The 2,826-nt window shown below is 73.0% G+C and carries 1 protein-coding gene and 1 pseudogene; both read left to right on the forward strand.

Translation table 11 applies throughout. From position 1 onward, the window contains the following. On the forward strand, window positions 1-2,258 hold a 2,258-nt coding region (locus L7D48_RS27860; RefSeq protein WP_237883723.1), incomplete at its 5' end, for a DUF6049 family protein. A gap of 55 nt (window positions 2,259-2,313) precedes the next feature. Continuing rightward, a pseudogene (locus tag L7D48_RS27865) lies at window positions 2,314-2,826 on the forward strand (hypothetical protein); the annotation flags it as partial.

Raw genomic sequence — 2,826 nt, forward strand, 5'->3', positions numbered from 1 at the left:
CCACCACCCAGACGGCGCCTGCGGCCCCCACCGCCGACGAGTCCCGTACTGCCTCGGTCTCCATCACCGGGCTCACCCCCTCGGCACCGGGCAAGGGTGACACGGTCACCGTCTCCGGCCGTGTCAGCAACAGAACCTCCTCCGACATCACCGAGGCCAGGGTCGCGCTGCGCCCCGGCGCCCGGCTGACCACGCGCAGCGCGATCGACCGCGCCGGCTCGCGCACCGCCTACGTGCCCGGAGTAGACGGTGAGGAGATCGGCGGCAAGGGCACCGTGAAGATCGGTGACCTCCCCTCGGGAGCCGGCTTCTCCTTCACCCTGAGCGTGCCGGCCGACAAGCTCCCGTTCGACGAGCCCGGGGTGTACCAACTCGGCGTGTCGCTGTCGGGCCGGATGAACGGCGAGCCGTACGGACGCGTCCTGGGCATCGAGCGGGCCGTCCTGCCGTGGCAGCCGTCCGCGCCAGAGCAGGCCACACAGCTGACCTTCCTGTGGCCGCTGATCTCCTCCACCCACGTCACGGCCCGCACCGAGTCCGGGGACCGGCGGCGGATGCCGGTGTTCGAGGACGACGACCTCGAAGCCGAGATCGCGCCCGGCGGACGGCTCCAGCAGATGGTCGCCCTGGGCAGCAAGCTGCCGGTCACCTGGGTGGTCGACCCGGACCTGCTCGCCTCCGTGGAGGCGATGACCAACAACTACAAGGTGCTGACCGAGGACGGCCGGGAGGTCGCCGGAAAGGGCCAGGCCGACGCCCGGCGGTGGCTGCACGAGCTGCGGCAGGCGGTGGAGGACGGGGAGGTCGTGGCCCTGCCCTTCGGCGACCCGGACCTCGCCTCCCTCGCCCACCGGGGCAAGAAGGTCTCCGGCGCGCTCAGCCACCTGGGGCCGGCCACCGAGCTGGGCCGGATGACTGTGGAGACCACCCTGCTCACCGAGCCCAGCACCGACTTCGCCTGGCCGGTGGAGGGCGCCGTCGACCCCTCCATCGTCTCCGTGGCGACCTCGGCGGGCGCCCACAACGTCATCGCCCGCAGCGACAGCATGCGCGAACCCGCCTCCCTGAACCACACACCCACCGCCGCCCGGCCGATCGGCGGTGGCACCACCGCGATCGTGGCGGACGCCCGGCTGTCGAAGCTGTTCCAGGGGGACATGACCCGGGCCGACGAATCCACACGGGCCGTACAGCGGTTCCTGGCCCACACCCAGTCGATCACCGCGCAGCAGCCGGGCCGACAGCGCAGCATCGTGGTGGCCCCCCAGCGGATGCCCACCGTCAGCCAGGCCCAGGCGATGGCCGACGCACTCGACACACTCCAACTCGACGGTCGCTGGGCGGAGTTCGTGAGCCTGACCGAGGCCGCGGAAGCCGATCCGGACCCGCGGGCCGGCCGGAAGGTGCCGGGGCAGGGCTCCTACCCGGACTCGCTGCGCAAGCGGGAGCTGCGGACCGAGTCCTTCGAGGAGATCCGCGCCATCCGGAACACCCTGGACGACTTCAAGAGCATCCTGTCCGAGCCGGCCCGGGTGGAGACGCCCTTCAACAGCGCGCTCCACCGCTCGATGTCCGTCTCCTGGCGCGGTGACCGCGAGGCGGCGGCGGAGTACCGGGACTCGGTGGGCGGCTATCTGGAGGAGCTGACGGGCGGTGTCCGGCTGATCGAGAAGTCGGACATGAAGCTGTCCGGCCGCAGCGCCACCATCCCGGTGACCGTCCAGAACAAGCTCCTCCAGGACGTGGAGAACCTGGAGCTGCGGCTGGTCTCCGGACGCCGGATCGGCCTGGACGTCGGCGAGGCGCAGCCGGTCACGGTGGAGGGCGGGCACAGCCAGTCGGTGAAGGTCCCCACCACCGCCAAGGCCAACGGCCGCACCTGGGTCGAGGCCCGGCTCTACACCGAGGACGGCGAGCCCTGGGGCGAGGCGATGAGGTTCCAGGTGGAGGTCACCGAGATCACCTCCGCGGTGATGCTGGTGATCTCCGGCGGAGTCCTGCTCGTGGTGCTGGCCGGGGTGCGGATGTACACCCAGCGCAAGCGCATCGGCGAACAGCCGGACCCGGACGCTCCCCTGGTACGGCACGCGGACGGACCGGAGGAGCGGGGGGAGTCGCCGGAGTCCGCGGACGCCGGCGGAGAGCCCGCCGGGGAGGCCCGCGACGGGGCCGGGGACGGGCAGGCGGGTGACCCCGCCGGGAACACCGGAGCCGGACGTCGCGACCCCTCCGGCACGGGTGAGAAGGTGGAGCGTTGAGCGAGCTGTCGGGGCCGGGGAAGACGGCCGCGGACGATGAGGTGGGGTTGCAGCGATGAACGCGCCGTACGACCGTGATCGCGGTGATGCGCCCGGCGGCGGGGAACCGGCCGCTCCGGGCGGCCAGGACGCACAGGAGCGGTACCCGTACCGGCAGTACCCGTACGGCCGGAACACCTCCCAGCCCGCCCCTCGGGGCACCCACGGGCAGCCGGGGCGGGGCGGCGACTCGGCGACCGTGCGCTTCACGGGCGTGGACGACATGCTGGACGCAGGAGCGCGGGAGAGCGGGGGCCGCACCCGCGACGACGCCTTCGCCCACCTCTTCCACGACCAGCAGGCGTCCCCGTCCCAGGAGCACCGGCAGTACCCGCCCACCGGGCAGCCGGCCGAGCCGCAAGGGCAGCCGTACGAGCAGAGCCGGCCCTACGGGCAGGAGCAGCCCCCGGCACCGTACGCGCCACAGGATCCGTACGCGCCGCAAGGGGCTCCAGGGGCCCGGAGCCCCCACGGCTCGCAGGAACCCTACGGGCGGCCCCCGCAGCCCGGCCCACAGCAGCCTCCGTCC

It is taken from the genome of Streptomyces sp. ICN903, from assembly GCF_022015835.1.
Taxonomy (GTDB): Bacteria; Actinomycetota; Actinomycetes; order Streptomycetales; family Streptomycetaceae; genus Streptomyces; species Streptomyces fenghuangensis.